This is a genomic window from Paeniglutamicibacter sp. GQ140 (genome assembly GCF_059759235.1).
On the sequence record NZ_JCAXDW010000016.1, the window covers coordinates 1 to 23,476 of the forward strand.

Consider the following 23,476-nt stretch of genomic DNA (forward strand, 5'->3'; position numbering starts at 1 on the left):
GGGTCCTTGGGCAGCACGAAGTCCCCCCGCAGGCCGCCGGCCTTCCGGGGGGACTTCAGTGTTTGCTAGGCCAGTTCCCTGGTGATCGCCGCGGCGCGGGCGGCGGCGGCCGCGGCCCCGCGGGCGATGATGCCCGGCAGGCCCTCGGCGTCGAAGGTGGCGATGGCCTGTTCGGTGGTGCCCTTGGGGCTGGTCACGCCCTTGCGCAGCGCGGAGGGGTCGGCCTGCGCGTCGGCAAGCATCTTTCCAGCCCCGGCGACCGTGGCGCGGGCCAGGTCGGTGGCCAGCGCCGCATCCAGGCCCAGCTCCACCCCGGCGGCGGCCATGGCCTCGACCAGGTAGAACACGTAGGCGGGTCCGGAGCCGCTGACCGCGGAGACGGCGTCCTGCTGGGATTCGGGGACCACGTGCACCACGCCGGAACCGGCAAACAGGTCCACGACCGCGGCCAGCGCCGCCTCGGAGACGGTTTCCCCCGCGCTGAGGCCCACCGCGCCGGCGCCCACCTTCAGCGGCGTGTTGGGCATGGAGCGCACGACCGGCTGGCCCGGGGCCAGGTGCGCGGCGATCATCTCGATGGTGATGGCGGCGGCCACCGAGACCACCACGGCGGTGGGCTTGAGCACGTCCCTGATCTCGTCGCACAGGGCGGCGATCCCCACGGGCTTGACGCCCAGGAAGACGATGTCGGCGTCCCTGGCTGCCTTGACGTTCGACTCGGGGTCCTGCTCCCCGACCAGCACCGTGACACCGGTTTCGGTGCGCAGGGCCTGGGCCTTGTCGTCGCTGCGCAGGGTTGCCACGATCGCCTCGGGGCTGTAGCCGGTGGCAATGATGCCGCGCAGCACCGCCCCGTTCATGGATCCGGTGCCCAGGAAGGCAAGTCTGTTGGCTGGCAGGGAGGAAGTCGAAAGCACTGAAGTCATCTGCCCATTGTTCCACGGCTGCCCCTCCGCCAACCGGCGAACCGGGTTTCAGGGCCAACGAGGTCAGTCGCCTTCTCACGGTCACGTCAGTCGCTTCGTCGCGGCGTTCGGGCCTATTTGGGGAGGATGACCAGGTCCAGGTAGCTGCGCAGGGATGCCGCCATGTCGACGCTTTCGGGTGACAGCAGCCACTGGGTCTGGATGCCGTCCCAGAGGGCAACCAATGATGCCGCGGCGATTGCCGGCTCCACGCCGGGACGCAACCGCCCCTCCTCGGCCAGCTGGCTGAAGTCACGGGCATATTCCTGCCGCAGCTGCTCAAATCGCGCCGTGAAGTACGCGCGGCCCGGATGGCCTTCCGTGACCGATTCGGCGCAGAGCACCGTATACAACTCGATGACTCCTGGAATCCCCTCGTTGAAGCGGGCCTGGCGGATGACGCCGTCGGCGAGCGCCTCCTCCGGGTCGGGAGGCGTCATGCCATCCCCGGTAATCGAGTCGCGCCAATTGAGCACCGCCAGGAGCAGGTCGCTTTTCGACGGAAAATAATGCAAGAGGCTCGTCTGGCTCATGCCCACGCGGTCGGCCACGTCCTGAAGCGATCCTCCGCGGTACCCGTGGGCGGCGAACACGGCGTGGGCGGCCACAAGGATTGCCTGACGACGTTCGGCCGATTTCGCATAGGGCCCCCGCCGAGAGGACCGGCGCGGTTCGTTTGTGCTCATGGCTTGCCAGTGTACATGCGCGACGGCAGCACGAAACAAAATTCGAGTGAGTGCTCGAATTTTGTGTTAGCCTTTCCCTGTCAAAACCCGGCAGTGCCCCACCTCACATCCGGCGGCATCCCGACCACTACCCGACAAGGCAAAGGCATTATGGCCCGATTCACACGACGACAGCTCTTGGGCGCCGGTCTCGGCGCGGCAGCAGGACTGCTGACCGGCTGCGCAACCCCCGGCACGCGCCCCGTCAATTCCGGTCCGGTCCTGGCCCCGGCGGCAAGCGGCGAGCAGATCACCCTGACCTACTGGACCTGGCTCAAGGACGCCCAGAAGGTCGCCGACATCTGGAACGCCTCGCATCCTCGCGTCCAGGTGCAGACGGTCTGGATCCCGAGCGGTAACAGCGGCGGCTACCAGAAGCTGTATTCGGCCCTGGCCGCAGGTGGCGGGCCCGACCTCGGCCAGGTCGAAATGCGCTCCATTCCCGAGTTCATGCTGGTGAACGGGCTCGTCGACTTGGCTCGGTACGGAGCCAACGACTACGCCCGGCACTACGACCGGACGCTGTGGGGCCAGGTCGGCTTCGCCGGCGGCGTCTACGGCATCCCGCAGGACTCCGGGCCGATGGGGATGTTCCACCAGCCGGCCCTCCTTGAGCAGGTGGGCGGGACAATCCCGGGGACGTGGGACGAATGGGAGATGCTGGCCCGCGAGCTCCGCCGGAAGGACATCTATTTGGATTGCTTCCCGCTCAGCGACGCCTCGGTGTTCACGGCCTTTGCCGCACAGGCGGGTGCCGGTTGGCTTCGTGCAGATGACGAGGGCTGGGTCATCAACATGACCGATGACGCCACGATGAAGGTCGCACGCTTCTTCGACCGGGCAATCAACGACGACCTCGTCAACACGTCGTTCCGCCCCTACTCCCCCGGTTGGTTCGCGGCCGCGGCCGCGGGAACCATAGCCTCCGTCGCCACCGGTAGCTGGGGAGACTCGCTCATCGAAGGAGTCAGCGGCGGAAGCGGCAAATGGCGGGTCGCGCCCCTGCCCACCTGGGGTGGTTCGGGATTCGGTTCCAGCTACCTGGGCGGTTCGACTGCCGCCGTGCTGGCCAACTGCAAGTACCCCCGGGAGGCCCTCGAATTCGCGGTGTGGATGACATCTTCGAAGGAGGGCATCGATGCGGAGATCGACAACTGCGGCATCGGGTGGTCGCCGTCTCCGGACTACATCGGCACTTCCCGGCGGGCCCCTTCCGTGTTCTTCATGGACCAGCGCTACAACGAAGAGATCTTCGTGCCGGCAGCGCAGCAACAGAACCCGGATTGGTCGTGGTGGCCGATCACCCAGCAGTCATTTGAAATCCTCAGCGACGGCTTCCGGAAGAAGGCCTCGGGAACGAGCCTGGTCGACTCCGTGGTGTCGGCCGAGCAACAGATCATGGACGCGTTCAGGAACAAGGGCCTGGGCATTCGAAAGGAAACGGCATGACGACGACCTCCGGCACCGCCGCCAGCGGGCAGGGCCACGCAGCGCAGTCTTCGACCGGGCAAGCCGCCGCGGCGCGGACCCGCCGCACAGACCCGAAAACCGCAGCACGCGCGCCCTGGCTGCTGCTCGCACCGTTCCTGGTGCTCTTTGTGTTGACCTTCATTCTCCCGATCCTCGTCGCTGTCGTCTCGAGCTTCACCAAGGTGACCCGAAGCGGGCTGTTCGGGGAAGCGGGCGTGAGGAATGAATTTGCGGGGTTCGGCAACTATGCCCAGGCCCTGGGCGATGGCAGCTTCCTGGCTTCGATCGGTCGGATGGTGCTGTTCGGCATCGTCCAGGTGCCCATCATGATCGCCCTCTGTACGGTTCTCGCGCTCATACTCGAGTCGGCCTCGGCCAAGTGGCCGGGCTTTTTCCGGGCCGCCTACTTCCTGCCGTACGGCGTACCGGGGGTCATTGCCACCATCCTGTGGTCGTTCCTCTACGTTCCGGGGCTCAGCCCCCTGTTCGACATAGCGGCCCTCGTGGGGATGACGCCCGATTTCCTCGGGGCGAACACCGTCCTGTGGTCAATTGCGAACATTGTCACCTGGACCTATACGGGCTACAACATGCTCATCATCGTGGCCCAGCTCAAGGCCATACCGGTGGAACTGTACGAGGCCGCGAAAGTGGACGGTGCGTCCGCCCTGCGCGTGGCGCTCAACATCCAGCTGCCCCTGATCAAGCCGGCCCTTGTCCTCACCACGGTCTTTTCCATTATCGGGACCCTCCAGCTGTTCGCGGAGGCCGAGGTGCTGAAAAATGTCGCCCCCGCGATCGACAGCCAATACACCCCCAATCTCAGCGCCTATACGACGGCATTCGCCTACAACGACTACAACGCCGCTGCCGCGCAGGCCGTGCTCATCGCGGTGGCAGCATTCGCCCTGTCCTTCGCCTTCCTCAAATTCACGAACAGGAAGTCATCATGACCACAACCGTGACACCTCCCTCGATCAGCGAATCGACCGTCCGCACCTCCGCCGCGGGTCCCGACCGCTCGGCCGGGAAGCGGCGTTCCTCCACCATCGTCGTCACCGCACTGCTCCTGGTGGCGGCCCTGTATTTCCTCGTCCCCGTGTATTGGGTGTTCGTCGCGTCAACGAAATCGACCGGGGATCTCTTTTCCACCAACGGATTCTGGTTCGCGCCGACCTTCGCCCTGTGGGACAACCTCGCCCAAGTGCTTCGCTACGACGACGGCATCTTCCTCCGGTGGTTCCTGAACTCGGTGCTGTATGCCGGCGTCGGCGCGCTCCTGGCCACCTACTTCGCCGCCGCGGGCGGCTACGCCCTGGCGAAGTACGAGTTCCGCGGCCGGAACCTGGTCTTCGCGACCGTCCTGGGCGGGGTGCTGGTTCCGGGAACCGCCACCGCCCTGCCGCTCTTCCTGCTGTTTAGCCAACTCGGCCTGGCGAACACGTATTGGAGCGTGCTGCTGCCGTCGCTGGTCTCCCCCTTTGGCTTGTTTCTGTGCCGGATCTACTCGCAGGCCACCATCGATAACTCGCTCATGGAGGCCGCCCGGCTCGATGGCGCCGGCGAACTCCGGATCTTCCACACGATCGGACTGCGCGTGCTCACGCCCGCGCTTGTCACGGTCTTCCTCTTCCAGCTGGTGGGCATCTGGAACAATTACTTCCTGCCGCTGGTGATGCTTTCCGATTCCCGGCTCTACCCCATTACCCTCGGGCTGAACAACTGGCTGGGCCAGGTCGAGCGCTTGCCCGAATTCTACGAACTGACCACCGGCGGCGTCCTGCTGTCGCTCATCCCGCTCGGTATCGCCATGGTTGTCCTGCAGCGCCTGTGGCGCGGCGGACTCACAGAAGGAGCAGTCAAGTAATGTCACCATCCGATGCGTCCTACATCGTTGACCCCGGCCCCGGATCGGGCAGGCGTGCTGCGGCGCGGTCGTGGCTGCACAGCGACGCGCCCACCCAGTCGCTGAACGGCACCTGGCGGTTCCGTCTCCTCCCCGGCGCCCCCGGAACTCCCGGCGGACGCGGCGTGCTCCCGGCCGGCGAGGCCGTGGAGGACCTTGCCTGGGAAGCCTACGACGACTCGTCCTGGGACGAGATCCCGGTTCCGGCCCACTGGGTCCTGGAAGGCGGGGGCCGATACGGGCGCCCGATCTACACCAACGTCCAGTTCCCGTTCCCCACCGACCCGCCGTTCGTCCCCGATGAAAATCCCACCGGCGACTACCGGCGCAGCTTCGACCTTCCGGAGTCGTGGACCGGGGCCGAACGGATCCTGCTGAGGTTCGACGGCGTCGAATCGCGCTACAAGGTCTGGGTCAACGGGGAGCCCATCGGCGTCGGCACCGGAAGCCGGCTCGCCCAGGAATTCGACGTCACCGCAGCGGTGAGCCCCGGCCCCAACGTGCTGGCGGTGCGCGTGCACCAGTGGTCCGCGGGAAGCTATCTCGAAGACCAGGACCAGTGGTGGCTGCCGGGCATCTTCCGTGATGTGACCCTGCAGGCGCGGCCGGCCGGCGGCCTCGACGACGTCTGGCTGCGCACGGCCTTCAGCGGATCGGCCGATACCGGAGCCGGCACCATCGATCCCGAAATCACCGCAGGCAGCGGCGCCTTCCCGGTGACCCTCCTCGTGCCGGAACTGGGCGTGGACGTCACCTGGGACTCCGCGGCGGACGTCGCCCCGGTGGCGGTCGATGCCGTGGAACCGTGGTCTGCGGAGATCCCGCGGCTCTACGCTGCGACGGTGTCCAGCGCGGCGGAGACGGTGTCCCTGCGCCTGGGCTTCCGCACGGTTGAAATCGCGGGCGACCGCTTCCTGGTCAACGGCCGGCGCGTGGTGTTCCACGGCATGAACCGGCACGAGACCCACCCGGACCGGGGCCGGGTCTTCGACGAGGATTTTTCCCGCGAGGACCTGGCCCTCATGAAACGGTTCAACGTAAACGCCATCCGCACCAGCCACTACCCGCCGCATCCCCGGCTGCTGGACCTGGCGGACGAGATGGGCTTCTGGGTGGTGCTCGAGTGCGACCTCGAGACCCACGGCTTCCATGCCCAGGACTGGGTGGGCAACCCGAGCGACGATCCCGCTTGGCGCGAGGCGTTTGTGGACCGCATGGAGCGGGCAGTCGAACGCGACAAGAACCACCCCTCCATCGTCATGTGGTCCCTGGGCAACGAGGCCGGCACCGGTGCCAACCTCGCGGCCATGGCCGCGTGGGCCCATGCACGCGACGCCGGGCGCCCCGTTCACTACGAAGGCGACTACACCGGCTCCTACACGGACGTCTACTCGCGCATGTACGCCTCGGTGCCCGAGACCGAGGCCATCGGCCGGGAGGATTCCGGGGCGCTGCTGCTGGGCTGCTCCGCCGCCGAGTCGGCACGCCAGCGGAGCAAGCCCTTCATCCTCTGCGAGTATGTGCACGCCATGGGCAACGGCCCCGGCGCCATCGACCAGTACGAAGACCTTGTCGACCGCTATCCCCGGTTGCACGGGGGATTCGCCTGGGAATGGCGCGACCACGGCATCCGCACCCGGACCACGGACGGGACCGAGTTCTTCGCCTACGGCGGCGACTTCGGTGAGGAGATCCACGACGGCAACTTCGTCATGGACGGCATGGTCTTCTCCGATTCGACGCCGAGCCCGGGACTCTTCGAATACAAGCAGATCGTCTCACCCATCCGCCTGGGCCTCGGCACCGCAACGGCCGCCGGAATTGCGCCCGGCGCAGGCGCCATCATCACCGTCTCCAACTTGCGGCACACGGCCGACGCGTCCGACGTCGTGCTGCGGTGGCGGACCGAAGTAGACGGCGTGCGCGGCGAGTCCGGCGAACTGGCGGTGGCCGACGCCTCCGGCACGGCACTGCCCGCAGGAGGATCGATGCGGCTGGAACTGCCTGGATTCGCCGCCCCACTTCCGGGCGAGCACTGGCTCACGGTCGAGGCCGTGCTGCGCCAGGACACCGACTGGGCTCCCGCCGGGCACGTGGTCTCCGCGGCCCAGCTGGCTCTCGGCGCCCCGGCGGCACCGGTGAAGGTGCCGCGCACCCTGGCCCCGGCGGGAAGAACCCGTTCGGGGGTGGCAGCGACACTGGAGCTGGGAACCGCGTTCTTCGAGGAGGGGCGCCTCGTGTCGCTGGGCGGGTTGCCCGTGGCCGGTCCGCGGCTCGAGCTGTGGCGCGCCCCCACCGACAACGACGAAGGGGGCGAACGCGGCAGCTACGAAAAGGTCGACCCCTGGGGGAACAACGGAAACGGGGCACCGGCGCCGTCCTCGGCCGCGGTCTGGCGCAGGGCCGGCCTGGATCGCCTGGCTGCACGCGTCGAGCATGTCGCGGCGGACGCCGAAGGGGTTTTGGTGCGGACCCGCTATGCCGCGGCGGACCGCGCCGAATCCGTGACCGTGGAGGAGCAGTGGCGGCTGGCCGACGGCGCCCTGTGGCTGCGCCTGGACATCGCGCCCAGCGCCGATTGGGACATGGTATGGCCGCGCGTCGGGGTCAGGTTCGACCTGCCCCGCTCGGTCGACGGTGCCTCCTGGTTCGGCACCGGCCCCCGGGAATCCTATCCGGACAGCATGCACTCGGCACTGGTGGGGAGGTTTGCCGCGTCAATTGAGGATCTGGCCGTGCCCTACGCGAAGCCGCAGGAAAACGGCCACCGCAGTGCCGTCCGCTCCCTGGGGCTGGACAACGCCGGCGCACCGTGGCTGACGATCGACACCGTGGCGGATTCCCGCGGCCGCCTGCCCGGTTTCACCCTGGCACGCCACACCGCACAGGAGCTCGGCGCCGCGGCCCATCCCCACGAGTTGCCGCCGGGCAGGCACAGCTACCTCTACCTTGATGCGGCCCAGCACGGCCTGGGATCGAGGGCCTGCGGCCCGGATGTCTGGCCGGAGTACGCGCTGCGCCCCGAGGCCCGGACGCTGACGCTGCGGATCGGAGATGCCCGGTAACCTGCCAGCAGCCATCCATCCGACGCTGCCCGCCCAGACGGTGTTCCGTATTGACGGCTCGTTTGCATGGCATCGTGCCCGGCGGATACCCGGCCGTCCCGGTCCAGCTGGACGGTCGGTCCTCCGCCCCTTCATTCCCGGTGTGGCGTTCCAACGAGTACCGGGAATGGCGGGTATCACGGAAAGGATCCGAACGCGGGGTTATGGCGCGTCCCCGGATGGGCAACGGCTTCTCGACGGGCGCGGCCGGCCGGGTTGCGCGCGCGGTGCGGCTAGATCGAGTAGCGCCCGGATTCGGCGGCCTCGGTGGCAGGGGCAAGGTGCCGGCGGGCGAACTCGAGGGTCTCGCCCAGCCAGGTCTCCCGCTCCCCCGCGCCGCGGGCCTTGCGTGTGGAGACCTCCACCGCCACCACCCCGTCCCAGGCCGAGTCGCGCAGGTATTCGATGGCCTCAATGACCGGCTGCGTGCCGCGGCCGGGGACCAGGTGCTCGTCCTTGCCGTTGTTCATCCCGTCACACAGGTGCACGTGGCTGAGCCTGGAGCCGAGGTCGCGGAAGGCCACCGCGGAGTCCATGTCGGCGATCGCCGAGTGCGAGAAGTCCCAGGTGACGAACTCGTACGGCTCGGGGATCGGGTTCCAGTGCGGCAGGTACATCTTCGCCTCGCGTCCCCGCGCGCGCCACGGGTACATGTTCTCCACCGCGATCTTCACCCCGTACTCCTCCATGATGCGGCGGATGCCGGTGGCGAACTCGGTGGCATAGGTGCCCTGCCAGCGGAAGGGCGGGTGGGCGACCACGACGTCGCAGCCGACCTCCACGGCCATCGCGGCGGCGGACTCGATCTTGTTCCACGCGGTGCCCCAGACCTGCTGGGTCAGCAGCAGCGTGGGGGCGTGGATGGCCATGATGGGCTGCTCGTAGCGCTCGGCCAGCCGGTTCAGGGCCCGTGCATCCTGGGAGATCTGATTCCCGGTGACCAGCACCTCAACCCCGTCGTAGCCCAGGTCGTGGGACACGGCGAAGGCGTCGTGCACGTTCAGCGGGTAGACCGAGGCGCTGGACAGCGCGACGGGAATGGGGGCGTTGTTGTTGTTGCCTGACTCGACCATGGAACGTGCCCCTTGTCTTTGAGCTAAAGAACGTTGCCGCCGTGGGACATCGACATTGCCGAGGACTGGCCCAAAGCGACTTCTCCGACACCCACGCTACTACTGAGCGGGGCGGTGGAGTCAAAAAGTACGTGATCAAAGCGGCGCAGCATCAAACCCTCGCGCAGCGCCCACGGGCAGATGCGCAGGGACTTGACCTTCAGCGCGCTCATGGCCTCCAGGGCGACGATGGCCCCGGCCAGCAGCTGCGGGGCCCGGATGGCCGACACCCCCGGCAGCTCGGCGCGCTCTTCCCAGTTCATCGCGGTGAGCCTGTTGGTCCAGAGCTTCAGCGACTCGGCGCGCAGCACCCGCTTGACGTAGGGGCCCTCCGCGCTGGGAGCCGCCCCGGTGATCCTCGCCAGCGAGCGGAAGGTCTTGGAGGTTCCGGTGACCACGGTGGGCCTCCCGAACTCGGCCAGCTCCGCCACCGGCTCGGCGAGCACCTCGCGCACGTGGTTGCGCAGCGCCTTGACCTGTTTGATGGAGGGCGGATCCTCCGGCAGCCATTCGCGGGTCAGCCGCCCGGCCCCCAGCGGCACCGAGTGGGCGGTGGTGGGGAACTCGTCCACCCCCAGGGCGAGCTCGAAGGAGCCCCCTCCCATGTCCAGGTTCAGGATCCGGTCCGAGCTCCAGCCGAACCAGCGGCGCACCGCGTAGTAGGTCATCCCGGCCTCCTGCTCGCCGGTCAGCTCGGTGAGTTGGACACCGGTCTCGGCCACGACCCTCGCGAGCACTTCCTCGCCGTTGGCCGATTCGCGGATCGCCGAGGTGCAGAAGGCCAAAAGGTCTTCCGCATGGTGGTTGATCGCGAATTGCGCGGCCTCGTGCACGAAGTCCAGCAGCTCGGCCTGCCCGGCCTCGTTGATGGCCCCGTGCTCGTCGAGGTACGCGACGAGCGAGAGCGCCCGCTTGTGCGATGCAAAGGGCACCGGGCGGGCGCCCGGATATGCGTCGACCAGCAATAGGTGAACAGTGTTCGACCCGATATCCAGTACGCCCAGCCTCATGGTGTGTCCTTCACGCGCTTGTCGCTTGTCGCTTGCCGCCGCTGCGGCTACTTGCCGGTCTTCTTGGCCGCCGGCTTTTTGGCCGGCGCCTTCTTCGCGGGTGCCTTCTTGGCAGGCGCCTTGGCGGCGGTCTTGCGCTTGACCGGTCCGCGGGCCCGCTTGTCGGCCAGCAGCTCGATGGCCTTCTCCCGGGTCAGCTCCTCGAGCGTGGTGTCGCGCGGGATCGTGATGTTGGTGACCCCGTCGGTGATGTAGGCACCGAAGCGTCCCTCCTTCACCACGATGTTCTTCTCCGAGACCGGGTCAGGCCCGAACTCGGCCAGCGGCGGCACCGCCGCGCGGGCGCCGCGCTGCTTGGGCTGCGAGTAGATCTCCAGCGCCTCTTCGAGGGTGATCGTGAAGATCTCCTCCTCCGAACCGATGGAGCGCGAGTCGGTGCCCTTCTTCAGGTAGGGCCCGAAGCGGCCGTTCTGCACGGTGATCTCCACGCCCTCGGCATCCACCCCGAGCACGCGCGGCAGCGAGATCAGCCGCAGCGCCTCCTCGAGCGTGACGGACTCCACGGTCATCGACTTGAACAGCGAACCGGTGCGCGGCTTGGCCTTGACGGGCTTCTTCGGCGGCTTCGGCTTGCCGTTCTTGTAGTACTCGACCGGCATGGCGGCCAGTTCCTCGGCCGTGGGCTCCACGATGACCTCGGTGACGTAGGCGCCGTAGCGCCCGTCCTTGGCCACGATGGTGCGCCCGGTCTCCGGGTCGGTGCCGAGCACGTTTTCGCTTGGTCCCTGGTGTTCCATGAGCTCGATGGCCTTCTCGGCGGTGAGCTCGTCGGGGGCAAGGTCCTCGGGAACGTTGGCGCGCTGCGGGTCTGTGCCCTCCGGGGCGTCTGCCGGCAGCGGCTTTTCCAGGTAGGGGCCGAACTTGCCCACGCGCAGCACGATGCCCGGGGCGATGTCGATGGAGTTGATGGCGCGGGCGTCGATGTCGCCCAGGTTGTTGACCACCGATTCCAGGCCGGCCTCGCCGCTTTCCTTGGACCCGAAGTAGAAGTCCTTGAGCCAGGCGGTGCGGCCCTTCTGCCCGTGGGCGATCTCGTCGAGGTCGTCCTCCAGGCGCGCGGTGAAGTCGTAGTCGACGTACTTGCCGAAGTGTTCTTCCAACAAGCGCACCACGGAGAACGCGATCCAGCTCGGGACCAGGGCGCCGCCGCGCTTAGTGACGTAGCCGCGGTCCATGATGGTGGAGATGGTCGGGGCGAAGGTCGACGGGCGGCCGATCTCCCGGGCCTCCAGCTCGGCGACGATCGAGGCCTCGGTGTAGCGGGCCGGCGGGCTCGTGGTGTGGCCGATCGCGTCGATGCCGGTTCCCGCCAGCGGGTCGGCGACCTTCAGCTGCGGAAGCCTTGCCTCTTCGGCGGCCTCGGCTGCCTCTGCCTCGCGGGCGGCGTCGCGGCCCTCCTCGTAGGCGGCCATGAAGCCGCGGAAGGTGATCACGGTGCCGGAGGCGGAGAACTCCGCGACCTGCCCGGTGGTGGCTTCGCCGGCGAGCTTGATGGTCGCGGTGAAGCCCTTGGCGTCGGCCATCTGCGAGGCGACGGTGCGCTTCCAGATCAGCTCGTAGAGCTTGAATTCGTCGGCGGAGAGCTGGGCGCGGACGGTGGCCGGGCGGCGGAAGGAGTCCCCGGCCGGGCGGATGGCCTCGTGGGCCTCCTGCGCGTTGTCGCTCTTGCCCTTGTAGGCGCGCATCTTTGCGGGCACCGAGTCGGCGCCGTAGAGTTCGGCGGCCTGCTTGCGGGCGGCGTTCACTGCCTCGTTGGAGAGGAACACCGAGTCGGTACGCATGTAGGTGATGTAGCCGTTTTCATACAGGCGCTGGGCGACCTGCATGGTGGACTTCGAGCTCCAGCGCAGCTTGCGGGAAGCTTCCTGCTGCAGCGTCGAGGTGGTGAACGGCGCGGCCGGGCGGCGGGTGTAGGGCTTCTCGTCGACCGAGGTGACGGCGAAGTCGGTGTCCTTCAGGCCCTCTGCCAGGGCCGCTGCCTTGGCCTCGTCCAGGTGGGCCACGGCGCCGGACTTGGGCGTCTTCAGCTCTCCGCGGTCGGTGAAGTCGCGGCCGGTGGCAACGCGTGCCCCGTCGACGGAAGAGAGCTTGGCTCCGAAGCTTTCGCCGGCAGTGGTGGCAAAGGTGCCGGTCAAGTCCCAGTAGGAGGCGCTGCGGAAGGCCATGCGTTCGCGTTCGCGCTCGACGACCAGGCGGGTGGCCACCGACTGCACGCGGCCCGCGGACAGGCCGCGGGCCACCTTGCGCCACAGCACCGGGGAAATCTCGTAGCCGTAGAGGCGGTCGAGTACGCGGCGGGTTTCCTGGGCGTTGACCAGGTCGGTGTCCAGCTCGCGGATGTTCTCCATGGCACGGTTGATGCCCTCTTGGGTGATCTCCGTGAAGGCCATGCGGTAAACCGGGACCTTGGGCTTGAGCACCTCGAGCAGGTGCCACGCGATGGCTTCGCCTTCGCGGTCCGCATCGGTTGCGAGGTAGAGCGCGTCGGCGCCCTTGAGCTTGGCCTTGAGTTCGGCGACCCGCTTTTTCTTGTCCGGGTACACCACGTAGTAGGGGTCGAAGTCGTTCTCGACATCCACGGCAAACTTGCCGTAGGGGCCCTTTTTCATTTCCGCGGGCAGATCGGCGGGTTGCGCCAAATCGCGGATATGCCCCACCGAGGCGTCGACTTCAAAGCCCTCGCCCAAGTACTTGGCGATTGACTTGCTTTTTGCCGGAGACTCCACGATGACGAGTTTCATTCCGGTCTTTTCCTTGGCCTTGGCGGGCACAACACTCCTATTAGCAACCAGTGGTGCACCAAAGTGGGCGCACAGCACATTCCCTGCTCTAGGTTAGCCGTATTTTTACGCGCCACGGCAAGCGGCGACCCCAAGACGCGGTTTTCCGCTCCGGGCTACGGTGCTTCAGTGGGCTTGCTCGCCACGGATTTCGGGCAGGAAGGAAAGCATGTAGTAGAGCCTTTCACCGTCGACACCACGTTGCTCGGGTTCGGCCAGGGCTTCGTATTCGTAGAGCAGTCCATAGACCTTGGCGATGAACTCCTTGCGCTGTACCTCGGAGAGGAACACCACGCCGGTGGTCAGCACCGGCGCCCTGTCGGGCTCTGGCTCCTTGCCCACCTTGCGTTCTTTGTCACGGCGCGCGATTTCCGCCGAGAGCCGATCGCGGAACGCGTTGAGCTGCACGTTCAGGTAGGCGTTTTTCGCGCTGGTCGAATCCGAGAGCGAGCCCAGGACAAGCTGGCCGCCGGCGGCCTTCCACCGGCGTTCGCGTCCGTCGCCCTCGCTTGCCGCGCGGACCACGTAGCCATACTTTTCCAGGGCGCGCAGGTGATAGCTCATCGCGCTGGGCGTCAGGTCGCAGCGCGTGGCAAGCTCGGTTGCGGTACGCGTGGATTGCGAGGCAAAGAGTTCCTCGAGGACCGTCAAACGCGCCTCGTGTGCGAGCGCGCGAATGGCTTGCGGGTCGCTGATCGACACCGAGGTGACAGGCATCGGAGACAGGCCACTGCTGGTGGCGCTTGGTCCCGCGGAAGTGTTCTGGCTCATATGAAAAAACTTTAGCGGTTGTTTCGCATCTCCAAAAGGAAGCCACGCTTAATAAGCCGAACAACCCCTTCATGAAGCCGGGAAGAAAACTCCGGATCGCCGCCGCCGATCAGCGACTCCAGGGCACCGACTAGGGACGATACGCTCAAATCCCCGTCGCATGCGGACACGAAGCCGGCAAGGGCGGTATCCAATATTTCCGTTCGCCGCAAACCCGCCCCCTGGCGTAACAAGATCACCCCGGGGTGCTCGGCGCCGGGACGCTGGTGGCGTTCCTCGGTGACGTCCTCGGCCGCCACCAGGTGCAGCTCGCCCACCTCCGTGGCGGCCAGGTCGTCGGCCACCGCAATGTCCCGGGCCAGATACGGGCCGATCGGTTGTTCGATGGGGTATCCGATGGATTCGAAGAGCCTGCCGATGCCTGGGCCATCCGCGGCGGGCCGCCGCAGCCACACCATGCCGAAGCCGATGGCGGCGACGTTGCGGGAGGCAAAATCATCGAGGTAGGCGCCGTACTGCGCGGCGAAGGCCTCCGCATCGCGCCCCTGCGAGGCATCGCGCAGCCAGGTTTCGGCGTACCCGGTGGGGCTGACGACCTCGCGCTGGATGAACCAGGCCTCGGTGTCCCCGGTCAGCCAGGAGCGCGGCCCGGCGCTCCATTCGGGTTCTTCCTCAGGGTTGTCGGTGCCGGTGATTTCCCAGTTGGCGAGCATTTGCGCGGTGCCGCCGGGCTTCAGGATCCCGGGCAAGGTGCGCACGAGGGTTGCGACCAGGGAATCCCCTGGCATGCCGCCGTCGCGGTAGGTGAAGCGCTCGGAGTCGTCCTGGCCGGCCGTGCGCGGCGTGATGACGAAGGGCGGGTTGGAAACCACCAGGTCAAAGTGCTCCCCGGCCACGGGCTCGAGCAGGGAGCCCAGGCGCAGGTCGACACGGGCCGAAAGGTTCCCCGGGTCGATGTCCAGGGCACGGTGGTTCAGCAGCAGGTTGAAGCGGGTGAAGCCCAGCGCCCGGGCGGAGATGTCGGTGGCCACGACCCGTCGGGCGTGCGAGAGCAGATGGAAGGCCTGGATCCCGCAGCCGGTGCCCAGATCCAGGGCGCTCTCGACCTGCGGGCGGACCGTCGTCTGGGCAAGCGTCAGGGAAGCCTGCCCGATCCCCAACACGTGGTCGTGGCGCAGCACGCCGGGACGTTGGTGGGCGCCCAGGTCGCTGGCCACCCAGATCTCGCCGTCCGCATCCGAGGCGTGCGGGCGCAGGTCGATCCGTGCCCGGAGGCTCGCGCTTTCATCGGCATCCTCGACAAGTCCCAGCCGGCGCAGCCCCTCGATTCCCGTCTCGGGGAAGGCGGCGGCAAGCTCGGTCTCGCCGGACACGGCACCCAGCATGAATACCCCGACGATGGTGCCCAGCGCCGTGGGCTCGGGCTGCGCGGCGATGCGGCGCAGTGCCGGGATAAGCTGGTCGCGCATGAGCGCCTCGTGCGCGCTCTCCCCCAGGAACTCCGTGATCGCTTCGTGGACATATTCCGCCCGCCGCAAATCCCCGGCAAGTTGTTCAAGAATCCGGGCATCGTCGCTGCGCGGGGCATCGGGGACCTGGGAAAAGTTTTCGATGGAAGTCACGCTTCCCAGTCTAGCCACCGGGGGAAAACGGAGTTCCGCCCTGCCTATGATTGATTCCATGATCGAGGTCACCACCACTTACTTGCAGCAGCTCTCACCGGGCGATCTTCTCCCTTCTTCCCGCTCCCTGCCGCCCGGAGCACGGATCGAGCGGGTCGCGGCGATCACCCCGGAGTTCAGCAGGTTCCTGTACCGGGGCGTTGGCAGCGGCTGGAACTGGTCCGACCGGCTGTCCCTGACCCGCGCGGCGTGGGAGTCACTGATGCAAACCCCGGGCACCGAGACCCACGTCCTCTATGTCGACGGCGCGCCCGGCGGGTACGTCGAATTGGCCGGTCGCATCGAGGATTCCGGAACCGGGGTGGAAATCAGGTACTTCGGATTGTTCCCGCACTGCATCGGACGCGGACTTGGCGGTGTCCTGCTGACGGAGGGCATTGCTCGCGCGTGGGACCTTGACTCTCGGTTCGGGGGCTTTCCCCCGGTGAGCCGCGTCTGGGTGCACACCTGTTCGCTGGATGGTCCGGCCGCCATCCCCAACTATGAAGCCCGAGGGCTCCGGGTCTTCCGCACCGAGACCGAGCTGGTCGAGCCGGGCGACGGCGCCGCCGGACTTTGGCCCGAGGAATCCCTGGCCTCCTAGCGTCTCGCCCCGCCTGCCGTTCCTGGCTTGCCGGATAGTCCCGGTCTGGCTTCGCCGAGTCCGGTCTGAACGACGTCCGCGGTGTTATCCACAGTTCCCCGCATCGCCCGTCCGCATCGGTGGAATGCGGGTGCATGCTGGTGGGCATGGACACCACCGAGTTCATCGCACTGGCCGCGGGCACCCGCGGCGCCCCGGGACACCCCGTGTCACCGGACGATGAACTGCGCGCCCTGGTCCAGGCCCAGCAAATCACCCGCGAGCTGGCTCGGGCCGTCGCCACACACACCACCTCCCCGACCCGCGCCGCGCTGTTCGCCCGGGTGGCCGAGGACGAGCACCGCGCCGCCGCCCACACCAGGCTGCTGGCCGCCGACACCGCCCGGCGCACCCTGGCCCACGAACTGCCCGAGGACACCTTCGACGCCCTCGCGGCCATCCACCGCGACCCCTCCGGCTACCTCGCCGGCACCACGGCCCTGCCGCAGGACCCCCGCACGGTTCCGACCGGACGACCCGTCTTCCGCGACACCACCGAATTCCTTGCCGGCTTCCTGCACATCGGCTCTTTCGAGGCCCGCGAACGCGTCCACTCCATCGACCGGCTGCTGCCCGGCACCAACATCCACGGCCAACCCGTCCCGCCACGGTTCCCCGTCCTGGCCGGCGACCTCGCCAGCGGCGCCGCCGACCCCGGGCAGATCGGGGCCGCGGCCCGCAAGCTCGAGGCCCTCGCCCCCATCGTCGACGGGCACCCCGACGCCGCCATCCTCGCCGGGACTCTCGAGAACCGGGTCGCCGAGTCCGTACGCCGCGAGGATCCCCGCACCACCGCCAAGCTCCTGGCCGGGATCCAGACATCCCTCGAGAGGGGACCCGAGGACCTGCCCGAGGAGGTGCTGCGCACCCGGACCGGGCTCTTCCACCGCGGGACCACCGGCGGGCTGGGCGAGTTCCTGCTGCGTACCCTGCCGCGGGACACCGAGGCTCTGCTGGCCCTGTGCGCCAGCACCGACAACCCCCGGACCAAGGCCGGGGACCGCGATGGACTCCTGCAACAAGCCCTCGCCGCCAACTCCGTCACCGGCCCCAACGCCTCCAACGCCCAGTCGGCCACCAGCCCCGACGGCAACGGGCCGGCCGCCGGGTTCCCCGACTTCCTCACCGACCCCGCCACCGGCGCCCCGCTCACCGACCCAGAGCCGTCAGGAACCTCTCCCTGGACCCCGACGGAACCGGCTATCCCGCCACCTTGCCCAACGTAAACGGCACGAAGCATGCAGGGAACCCGAACGGTGCCCACAGGTCCGGGTCGCCCGATTCCGGCACCAACGCCACCGCCTACGGCGCCGACGGACTCACCCCGCCCCAACGCCACCTCCAGGGACTGATGAACCTCATCAGGGCCGCCGGGACACCCGCCACCGGGAAAAAGACCACCGGGCTGCCCTCCCCCAAGATCCTCGTCATCGCCACCCTCGACGAGCTCCGCGGACTGGCGGAAAGCCACGGCATCACCACCCACGGCCAACCACTCACCCCCGCCGAACTCCGACAGGCCCTGTGCACCGGAGGCATCCTCCCCCTGGTCATGGGCGGCAAGAGCCAAATCCTGGACCTCGGCCGCGAGGAACGCCTCTTCCCCGACTACATGCGCACCGCGATCATCGGCCTCTACGGCGGCTGCATCTTCCCCGGCTGCACAGTGCCCCCTGAACATTGCGAAATCGACCACGACGACGCATGGGCCAACGGCGGAACCACCAACATCCAAGACGGCCGACCCCTGTGTTCCGGGCACCACCATGCCCGGCACACCGGACTCATCGACGTGGTCCGCGATTCTGACGGGCTCTTCAGCGTCATCCTGCCCATCTTCATGGACCCCGAACAAAAACCGCGGCGCAACGCCCACTGGCGCACCCCTGCACCTCTCTTGTTCTAGTTCTCCGCCCCCGGGCACGAAAAAGGGCGATCCGTCCCAGCAAGAACCGGAGCGAACCGCCCGTGAGGCTTCGCGAACATTGGGTCATGAATCTGGCTGATTCCGAACCCTGGAAACGAGCTACTGCGCCTCGACAAGATCCTTTGCTTCGGCGACGCATTCGGGGCACTGACGCAGTTCGTCGTTGGCGGCACATTCCGCGCAGAAGAGTCGAAGGTTGCGGCAGGACAGGTTGGAGCAATTCTCGAATTTGTTCGTAGGGGCCGAGCAGCACACGCACTTCCCGATGGTCAGGGCATCTTCACTGAATTCCATGTGCATGCGCTTATCGAACACATACAGTGATCCTTCCCACAGACCCTTGTCTCCGTAGGTTTCCCCGTAGCGCACAATGCCGCCCTGCATCTGGTAGACCTCGGTGAAGCCGCGTTTGACCATGAGCGCCGAAAGCACTTCACAGCGGATTCCGCCGGTGCAGTATGTGACGATCGGCTGGTCCTTCATGTCGTCGTACTTGCCCGACTCGATCTCGGCAATGAAGTCATGGGTGGTTTCGACATCAGGCACGATCGCGTTCTTGAACTTGCCGATCTGGGCCTCGAAGGCGTTACGTCCGTCGAAGAACAGAACCTCTTGGCCAGCGGCCTTCTTGGTTTCGACGAGCTCGTGCAGGGCTTCGGGCTTCAGGTGAATTCCGCCGCCCACCACGCCGTTTTCATCAACTTCCAATTCGCCGGGGGCGCCAAAGGAAACAACTTCCTCGCGGACCTTGACCGATATCCGGGGGAAGTCCTCGGCCGAACCCTCCGACCACTTGATGTCCATTTTCTTGAACGCCGGATATTCCCGGGTGGCCTTCACATACGCCTTGACGTCCTTGATCGAACCCCCGACCGTACCGTTGATGCCGTGGCTGGAGATGATGATGCGACCGCGCAGGCCCCACCTCTCCAGCAGGGCTCGCTGCCAGAGGCGCACGACCTCTGGGTCGGCTAGCGGGGTAAAGGCGTAATACAAGACAATTCGGTTCTGCGACACGCTATTAAGGGTATGGCCTAGAATCCACGTGGAGCGCATGAAGTGGCAACCATCACCGGGTGAACGCTGTGTTTCAAGGTTGCAACAGTTCGCCTAAATGCACGGCATGTAGGCAGTTCACGGGGTAGGGTCGGAATATGGGATCTTCTGCAAGCGATGAATTAATTGGTACATGGGTTACGGGCTGGGCTGGTGCAAGAGGCTACGAGAGCAGGCACGAGGGCCGGGTCCATGCCGCCCTGCGCCATGACACCTCGGGTGACTGGGAGTATGTCATTTACGAGCCCTCCAATGAGGAATTGGTGGCCGTTGCCGAGACCCTGCACAAGCACCCCAAGCGTCGACTGACGGCGTTCGCCGACGAAACCACTTCGCTGATCGATGCTGCCAACGCAGCCGGACTCAAGGTACTCAATGCCGATGAGGTCCTGATGGTCACGGAGATGAGCGGCCACGATGTCGAAGAGCCCCGCCCCTACGACGGATTCTCTTTCCAGATCGAACGCGACCAGACCCACGCCTACGTCTCCATCCACCCGGACGAGGATCCCCAAGTCGTGGCCGCCAGCGGTCACGTGTCCGCGGTGAACGGCTACGCCATCTTTGACCGCATCATCACGGCTCCGGATTTCCGCCGCCGTGGCCTGGGCAGCCTGACCATGCGCGCACTGGTCTCCCTGGCCTTGGAACACGATGTCGAGGAAGGGCTGCTGATCGCCAGCATCGACGGGCAACAGCTCTACAAATCCCTCGGTTGGACCGATCTGGGCAACGTCGTACTCTTTGAAGGACGTCAAGAGGCCTAGTCTGCCCCTGCGCCTCGGGAGTGGTGGGCCTCGCTGATGCGAGGCCCACCACTTTCTTTGTGCCCTGGCAACCAGACGTCCCGGGTGATGCCACAATGAAGCAGTGAACGCTTACTCGGAACAGATCGGCCTGCTCGGCCACGGGCCAACACCCCAGGCGCTGCTCCATTCCAGGACCATCGAAGCCAGGGAAGCACTGGCGGGCCCGTGGCCAGACTGGGTGCACCCAGAAGTGCGGACCGCTTTTGAACGCACCGGGGTGGCAACCCCCTGGCTTCACCAGGTGCAGGCCGCCAACCTCGCCCACGAGGGCCATCACACCATCGTCGCGACCGGCACCGCCTCGGGCAAGTCATTGGCTTACCAGCTTCCGTCCCTCAACGCGATCCACACCTCCTCCTTGGAGCACCAGGCCAGCCTCGTCCCGAACGATGCCACGGTGCTCTATCTGGCACCAACCAAGGCATTGGCCGCCGACCAACTCAAGGCCATCGAGGGCTACCGCCTGCCCAGCGTGCGGGCCGCCGCCTACGACGGGGACACCGAGGTCTCGGCGCGGCGCTGGATCCGGGACCACTCGAATTTCATCCTTTCGAACCCCGACATGCTGCATTTCGGGATCCTGCCCAACCACACCTGGTGGGCCCGGGTGTTGCGCCGGCTCAAGTACGTCGTCATCGACGAGGCACATTCATACCGCGGGGTTTTCGGTTCAAACATCGCCAATCTGCTGCGCCGACTTCGCCGGATCTGCGCACACTACGGGGCCGACCCGGTGTTCATCGGCGCCTCGGCAACCAGCGCGGATCCGGCGGCATCATTTTCCCGACTCATCGGTACCGCGGCCCACGAGGTGACCAACGACTTCTCCCCCAAGGGCTCTGTGACCATTGCCCTGTGGGAACCGCCGCTGACGGAGCTGCACGGGGAAAACGGTGCACCGACACGCCGCACTGTCATCGCCGAAACCTCAAACCTGCTGGCCAACCTCGTGTGTTCCCAGGTGCGGACCCTGGCGTTCATCAAGTCCCGCCGCGGCGCAGAGACCATCGCCACGATCACCCGCTCCATGGTGGACCAAGTCCACCCCTCGCTTCCCGACCGGGTGGCAGCGTACCGATCCGGGTACCTGCCCGCCGAGCGCCGGGAACTCGAAAACGCGCTGCGCAACGGGACCCTGCTCGGGGTGGCCTCGACCTCCGCCCTGGAGCTCGGCATTGACGTGGCGGGACTCGACGCCGTGCTGGTGGCCGGCTGGCCCGGGACGCGCGCCTCCTTCTTCCAGCAAATCGGCAGGGCCGGACGCGCCGGCCAGGACTCGCTCGCCGTGCTGGTGGCCAGCGACGACCCCCTGGACACCTACCTGGTCAACCACCCCGAAGCCATTTTCGAGGCCGGCGTCGAGGCCACGGTCTTTGACCCGGAAAACCCCTACGTCCTCTCGGGCCATCTGTGTGCAGCCGCCGAAGAGCTCCCGCTGCGCGTCGAAGACCTTGCAGCCTTCGGACCCACCGCGCAGGGCCTGCTCGAATCCTTGGTGCAGCGCGGATTCCTGCGCCGCCGTCCGGCCGGCTGGTTCTGGACGCACCCCGAGCATGCCGCTTCCATGGTGAACCTGCGTGCCGATGGCGGCGGGCCGGTAAGCATCATCGAAACCGACACCGGCGCGCTGCTGGGCACCATGGACTCTCCGCAAACGCACTACCAGGCCCACAACGGCGCTATCTATGTGCACCAGGGTGCCACCTACGTGGTCGACGAGCTCAACGAAACGGACCACTGCGTCATGGTCACCCGGGCCAACCCCGACTTCTACACCCAGGCCCGGGACATCACCACCGTAGAGGTCATCGAGACCGACCGCTCCGAGGCTTGGGGGCCGATAGCCGCGAATTTCGGGGACGTGGTGGTGACCACCCAGGTGGTTTCCTTCCAGCGCAAGTCGGTCATGAGCAACGAGATCCTTTCCGAGGAGCCACTCGAATTGGAGGCCCGGGACCTTCACACCAAGTCAGTGTGGTTCACCATCCCGGAAAAAAGGTTGTTGGCCGCCGGGATCACCCCCGAGGAGTTCCCGGGCTCCCTGCATGCGGCAGAACATGCCGCGATCGGGCTGCTTCCCCTGGTGGCTTCCAGCGACCGGTGGGACATCGGAGGGGTGTCCACCGCCCTGCACATGGACACCGGGATGCCGACGATTTTCGTCTACGACGGGCACCCCGGCGGCGCCGGTTTTGCCGAGCGCGGCTTCGACAGAGCCCGCACCTGGCTTGGCGCCACACGGGACGCAATCGCCGCCTGCGAATGTGCCACCGGGTGCCCCTCTTGCGTGCAGTCCCCCAAGTGCGGAAACAAGAACAACCCGCTGGACAAGGCCGGTGCCGTTCGCCTCCTCACGGCCATCCTTCAGGAAGCCCAACGGGCGGCCGGGCCTGTCCGAAAGGGATAGGCCCGCACCGCCCGCGGTGGTTCGCCGACGCAGGTTCAGGGCCCGCGCCAGGGTTGCGGCGGCGGTCCGGCCCGTGCCACCGATTTGGCGCGGGTCACCGGCGGCAGCCAGCCCACCGGCGAGACCGCCACATGAACTGCCACCGTCACGATTTCCCCACCGGGTCCCTGCCGCGAACAGCTGGTCAGGGTGGCAGCATTGGCCGTTGCGGTGCTGGCCGCGACACCGCACGGATCCCCCGGCAGCAGCCGGCGGGCGGCGTCTGCCGCTGCAAGGGCCGCCAGGTCAGCGGCCGTGCCTGCCTTCGCGGCGGCCTGGGCAACGGCCGTGAACATCAGCACCACCACCAATGCCAGCGCGGCCACGCACACCACGGACAGCATGAGTACCGTCCCGCTGCCGCGTTCACCGCGCCGGGCCAGGCTCATGGTTGTTGCTCCGTGCGGGCGCGGGCTTCGGCGCGCAGCTGGACCTCGCCAAGCAGCGGCAGATCCACCCCGGAACGAACCACCACATGGCCGTAGCCGCCGCCTTGGCCACAGCTGACGCTGATCCGGCCCCCGGCAATGCGGTGGGCGGTGCCGACGGCCTCACCGGGATCGGAACCGCGCGCCAGTTCCCTGGCCGCGGCGCTGGCCGCCTGCTGAATACGCACCTGCTCACCTCCCACGGCCCCGGCCCCGGCGACCACGGCCAGCAGGATGGCCACGGCCGGCAGCAGCACGGCCACCTCGGCCGTGCTGCTGCCGGCCTGCGAATTCCTGGCCACGGCGTCTACCCCTTTTCGCCTAGAAGGTGAGGGCCTGGCGGATCAGGCCCATCAGCAGTCCCCGTACATCCCCGCTGGAGAGGATGCTCACCAGCAGTCCGGCGAATGCCACGGCGGCCAGGGCGACGATGGCGAATTCGGCGGTGGTGCTGCCTTCCTCGTCGTTGAGCGCGCCGGGTGTCGGCTCGGCGCGGTCTTGCAGGTCGATGTGGCCCGGGGCGGGGGCGATGTAGTTGTCCATGGTGTTGTCCTTTGCTTGTGCTTGGAGTTCTGGTTGCTCCTGGAGGGGGACGGGACTGGC

General features: G+C 67.1%; 20 protein-coding genes. 9 read left to right on the forward strand and 11 right to left on the reverse strand.

Going from position 1 to position 23,476, the window contains the following annotated elements; all coding sequences use genetic code 11:
- Positions 1–65 precede the first annotated feature (65 nt).
- Positions 66–926 (reverse strand): pyrroline-5-carboxylate reductase, encoded by an 861-nt coding sequence (proC, locus tag AC6CHY_RS17885; protein ID WP_498227646.1) that lies wholly within the window; start codon positions 924–926, stop codon positions 66–68.
- Positions 927–1,039: 113 nt separating this feature from the next.
- A complete protein-coding gene (locus AC6CHY_RS17890) occupies positions 1,040–1,651 on the reverse strand; it encodes a TetR/AcrR family transcriptional regulator (protein ID WP_498227647.1) in 612 nt (203 codons plus the stop codon).
- Positions 1,652–1,801: 150 nt separating this feature from the next.
- On the opposite strand from AC6CHY_RS17890, the gene AC6CHY_RS17895 reads away from it, so the two are divergent.
- Genes AC6CHY_RS17895 through AC6CHY_RS17910 form a run of 4 tightly spaced genes read left to right on the forward strand, consistent with a single transcriptional unit; the run spans position 1,802 to position 8,131 of the window.
- Positions 1,802–3,139, forward strand: coding sequence for an ABC transporter substrate-binding protein (locus AC6CHY_RS17895; RefSeq protein ID WP_498227649.1), 1,338 nt, complete (start codon positions 1,802–1,804; stop codon positions 3,137–3,139).
- A complete protein-coding gene (locus tag AC6CHY_RS17900) occupies positions 3,136–4,113 on the forward strand; it encodes a carbohydrate ABC transporter permease (RefSeq protein ID WP_498227651.1) in 978 nt (325 codons plus the stop codon). Before AC6CHY_RS17895 ends, AC6CHY_RS17900 begins: the two co-directional genes overlap by 4 nt.
- Positions 4,110–5,027 carry a carbohydrate ABC transporter permease gene (locus AC6CHY_RS17905; RefSeq protein WP_498227653.1) on the forward strand — a complete coding sequence of 306 codons (918 nt, stop codon included), beginning with the start codon at positions 4,110–4,112 and terminating at the stop codon, positions 5,025–5,027. Before AC6CHY_RS17900 ends, AC6CHY_RS17905 begins: the two co-directional genes overlap by 4 nt.
- Positions 5,027–8,131 (forward strand): glycoside hydrolase family 2 TIM barrel-domain containing protein, encoded by a 3,105-nt coding sequence (locus AC6CHY_RS17910; protein ID WP_498227655.1) that lies wholly within the window; start codon positions 5,027–5,029, stop codon positions 8,129–8,131. Before AC6CHY_RS17905 ends, AC6CHY_RS17910 begins: the two co-directional genes overlap by 1 nt.
- Positions 8,132–8,403: 272 nt before the next feature.
- Here AC6CHY_RS17910 and AC6CHY_RS17915 read toward each other — a convergent pair whose 3' ends face one another.
- The 5 genes from AC6CHY_RS17915 to AC6CHY_RS17935 all read right to left on the reverse strand — a co-directional run bounded on the left by AC6CHY_RS17915 (position 8,404) and on the right by AC6CHY_RS17935 (position 15,585).
- Positions 8,404–9,243, reverse strand: coding sequence for a sugar phosphate isomerase/epimerase family protein (locus AC6CHY_RS17915; RefSeq protein ID WP_217390265.1), 840 nt, complete (start codon positions 9,241–9,243; stop codon positions 8,404–8,406).
- Positions 9,244–9,266: 23 nt separating this feature from the next.
- Positions 9,267–10,292, reverse strand: a complete 1,026-nt coding sequence (locus AC6CHY_RS17920) for a Ppx/GppA family phosphatase (RefSeq protein WP_217390263.1) — start codon at positions 10,290–10,292, stop codon at positions 9,267–9,269.
- A 47-nt stretch (positions 10,293–10,339) separates the two neighbouring features.
- Positions 10,340–13,123 carry a type I DNA topoisomerase gene (topA, locus tag AC6CHY_RS17925; protein ID WP_217390260.1) on the reverse strand — a complete coding sequence of 928 codons (2,784 nt, stop codon included), beginning with the start codon at positions 13,121–13,123 and terminating at the stop codon, positions 10,340–10,342.
- Between the two features lie 135 nt (positions 13,124–13,258).
- Complete coding sequence (locus AC6CHY_RS17930; protein WP_217390258.1) at positions 13,259–13,903, reverse strand: ArsR/SmtB family transcription factor; 645 nt, start codon at positions 13,901–13,903, stop codon at positions 13,259–13,261.
- 11 nt (positions 13,904–13,914) lie between these two features.
- Complete coding sequence (locus AC6CHY_RS17935; protein ID WP_217390256.1) at positions 13,915–15,585, reverse strand: DUF7059 domain-containing protein; 1,671 nt, start codon at positions 15,583–15,585, stop codon at positions 13,915–13,917.
- On the opposite strand from AC6CHY_RS17935, the gene AC6CHY_RS17940 reads away from it, so the two are divergent.
- From AC6CHY_RS17940 to AC6CHY_RS17950, 3 genes are all read left to right on the forward strand, one after another.
- On the forward strand, positions 15,584–16,168 hold the full coding sequence (locus AC6CHY_RS17940) for a GNAT family N-acetyltransferase (protein ID WP_254456297.1): 585 nt from the start codon (positions 15,584–15,586) through the stop codon (positions 16,166–16,168). The genes AC6CHY_RS17935 and AC6CHY_RS17940 overlap by 2 nt on opposite strands.
- A 146-nt stretch (positions 16,169–16,314) precedes the next feature.
- Positions 16,315–17,433 carry a hypothetical protein gene (locus tag AC6CHY_RS17945; protein WP_254456296.1) on the forward strand — a complete coding sequence of 373 codons (1,119 nt, stop codon included), beginning with the start codon at positions 16,315–16,317 and terminating at the stop codon, positions 17,431–17,433.
- Positions 17,421–18,113 (forward strand): HNH endonuclease signature motif containing protein, encoded by a 693-nt coding sequence (locus AC6CHY_RS17950; RefSeq protein ID WP_498227658.1) that lies wholly within the window; start codon positions 17,421–17,423, stop codon positions 18,111–18,113. Before AC6CHY_RS17945 ends, AC6CHY_RS17950 begins: the two co-directional genes overlap by 13 nt.
- Positions 18,114–18,233: 120 nt before the next feature.
- Here AC6CHY_RS17950 and trhO read toward each other — a convergent pair whose 3' ends face one another.
- Positions 18,234–19,151 carry an oxygen-dependent tRNA uridine(34) hydroxylase TrhO gene (gene trhO, locus AC6CHY_RS17955; RefSeq protein ID WP_217390356.1) on the reverse strand — a complete coding sequence of 306 codons (918 nt, stop codon included), beginning with the start codon at positions 19,149–19,151 and terminating at the stop codon, positions 18,234–18,236.
- A gap of 137 nt (positions 19,152–19,288) precedes the next feature.
- Between trhO and AC6CHY_RS17960 the strand changes: the two genes are divergently transcribed.
- Entirely contained in the window at positions 19,289–19,957 is a 669-nt protein-coding gene (locus tag AC6CHY_RS17960; RefSeq protein ID WP_217390252.1) for a GNAT family N-acetyltransferase, read from the forward strand.
- Between the two features lie 103 nt (positions 19,958–20,060).
- Positions 20,061–22,406 (forward strand): DEAD/DEAH box helicase, encoded by a 2,346-nt coding sequence (locus AC6CHY_RS17965; protein ID WP_498227661.1) that lies wholly within the window; start codon positions 20,061–20,063, stop codon positions 22,404–22,406.
- Between the two features lie 35 nt (positions 22,407–22,441).
- Here AC6CHY_RS17965 and AC6CHY_RS17970 read toward each other — a convergent pair whose 3' ends face one another.
- Genes AC6CHY_RS17970 through AC6CHY_RS17980 form a run of 3 tightly spaced genes read right to left on the reverse strand, consistent with a single transcriptional unit; the run spans position 22,442 to position 23,416 of the window.
- On the reverse strand, positions 22,442–22,834 hold the full coding sequence (locus AC6CHY_RS17970) for an Rv3654c family TadE-like protein (RefSeq protein ID WP_217390246.1): 393 nt from the start codon (positions 22,832–22,834) through the stop codon (positions 22,442–22,444).
- Positions 22,831–23,175, reverse strand: a complete 345-nt coding sequence (locus tag AC6CHY_RS17975; protein ID WP_217390244.1) for a TadE family type IV pilus minor pilin — start codon at positions 23,173–23,175, stop codon at positions 22,831–22,833. The genes AC6CHY_RS17970 and AC6CHY_RS17975 overlap by 4 nt, the downstream gene beginning before the upstream one ends.
- Positions 23,176–23,194: 19 nt before the next feature.
- Positions 23,195–23,416 carry a DUF4244 domain-containing protein gene (locus tag AC6CHY_RS17980; RefSeq protein WP_498227663.1) on the reverse strand — a complete coding sequence of 74 codons (222 nt, stop codon included), beginning with the start codon at positions 23,414–23,416 and terminating at the stop codon, positions 23,195–23,197.
- Between the last annotated feature and the right edge of the window lie 60 nt (positions 23,417–23,476).

What these genes read in the sequence shown, in the direction of transcription:
- proC (WP_498227646.1), bottom strand. Translation starts at nt 926, where the DNA reads ATGACTTCAGTGCTTTCGACTTCCTCCCTGCCAGCCAACAGACTTGCC.
- AC6CHY_RS17890 (WP_498227647.1), bottom strand. Translation starts at nt 1,651, where the DNA reads ATGAGCACAAACGAACCGCGCCGGTCCTCTCGGCGGGGGCCCTATGCG.
- AC6CHY_RS17895 (WP_498227649.1), top strand. Translation starts at nt 1,802, where the DNA reads ATGGCCCGATTCACACGACGACAGCTCTTGGGCGCCGGTCTCGGCGCG.
- AC6CHY_RS17900 (WP_498227651.1), top strand. Translation starts at nt 3,136, where the DNA reads ATGACGACGACCTCCGGCACCGCCGCCAGCGGGCAGGGCCACGCAGCG.
- AC6CHY_RS17905 (WP_498227653.1), top strand. Translation starts at nt 4,110, where the DNA reads ATGACCACAACCGTGACACCTCCCTCGATCAGCGAATCGACCGTCCGC.
- AC6CHY_RS17910 (WP_498227655.1), top strand. Translation starts at nt 5,027, where the DNA reads ATGTCACCATCCGATGCGTCCTACATCGTTGACCCCGGCCCCGGATCG.
- AC6CHY_RS17915 (WP_217390265.1), bottom strand. Translation starts at nt 9,243, where the DNA reads ATGGTCGAGTCAGGCAACAACAACAACGCCCCCATTCCCGTCGCGCTG.
- AC6CHY_RS17920 (WP_217390263.1), bottom strand. Translation starts at nt 10,292, where the DNA reads ATGAGGCTGGGCGTACTGGATATCGGGTCGAACACTGTTCACCTATTG.
- AC6CHY_RS17930 (WP_217390258.1), bottom strand. Translation starts at nt 13,903, where the DNA reads ATGAGCCAGAACACTTCCGCGGGACCAAGCGCCACCAGCAGTGGCCTG.
- AC6CHY_RS17940 (WP_254456297.1), top strand. Translation starts at nt 15,584, where the DNA reads ATGATCGAGGTCACCACCACTTACTTGCAGCAGCTCTCACCGGGCGAT.
- AC6CHY_RS17935 (WP_217390256.1), bottom strand. Translation starts at nt 15,585, where the DNA reads ATGGAATCAATCATAGGCAGGGCGGAACTCCGTTTTCCCCCGGTGGCT.
- AC6CHY_RS17945 (WP_254456296.1), top strand. Translation starts at nt 16,315, where the DNA reads ATGGACACCACCGAGTTCATCGCACTGGCCGCGGGCACCCGCGGCGCC.
- AC6CHY_RS17960 (WP_217390252.1), top strand. Translation starts at nt 19,289, where the DNA reads ATGGGATCTTCTGCAAGCGATGAATTAATTGGTACATGGGTTACGGGC.
- AC6CHY_RS17970 (WP_217390246.1), bottom strand. Translation starts at nt 22,834, where the DNA reads ATGAGCCTGGCCCGGCGCGGTGAACGCGGCAGCGGGACGGTACTCATG.
- AC6CHY_RS17980 (WP_498227663.1), bottom strand. Translation starts at nt 23,416, where the DNA reads ATGGACAACTACATCGCCCCCGCCCCGGGCCACATCGACCTGCAAGAC.